The organism is Bradyrhizobium sp. NBAIM08, assembly GCF_020193935.1.
Classification (GTDB): domain Bacteria; phylum Pseudomonadota; class Alphaproteobacteria; order Rhizobiales; family Xanthobacteraceae; genus Bradyrhizobium; species Bradyrhizobium yuanmingense.
The window spans coordinates 1-395 of record NZ_JADYVR010001106.1 but is presented as its reverse complement, the minus strand read 5'-3'; the positions used below and the strand labels follow the sequence as shown (position 1 = coordinate 395).

The 395-nt window shown below is 49.6% G+C and carries 1 protein-coding gene; it reads left to right on the top strand.

Features of this window, described 5'->3' with window-relative positions:
• Window positions 1-28 precede the first annotated feature (28 nt).
• A partial coding sequence (locus tag I6F37_RS43685; protein ID WP_249795506.1) for a family 43 glycosylhydrolase occupies window positions 29-395 on the top strand: 367 nt, incomplete at its 3' end.

The following is a 395-nucleotide window of genomic DNA, read 5'->3' as shown; positions in this document are numbered from 1 at the left end:
GGTCAATTGGACGCAAATCGGCGGGGCGATGGAAAAACTCGACAATGATTCGCCGTTTTACTGGGCGCCCGAAGTCGTTTACGCAAACGGCAAGTTTTATCTTTATTACAGCGTCGGCAACGAAGCTTTGATGGAAATGCGCGTCGCGGTTTCAGACCGACCTGACGGCGGCTTTGTTGATTCGGGCAGAAAACTTACGACCGAGGATTTCGCGATTGACGGGCACGTTTTTTTTGACGACGACGGGCAAAAATATTTTTTCTACGCGATTGATTTTATTAATCATTCGCACATCGGAACCGGCACGGTCGTTGATAAAATGACGGATTTTTTCACGCTCGAAGGACGCCCGCGACCGGTTACGCGCGCAAAATACGATTGGCAGGTTTACGATC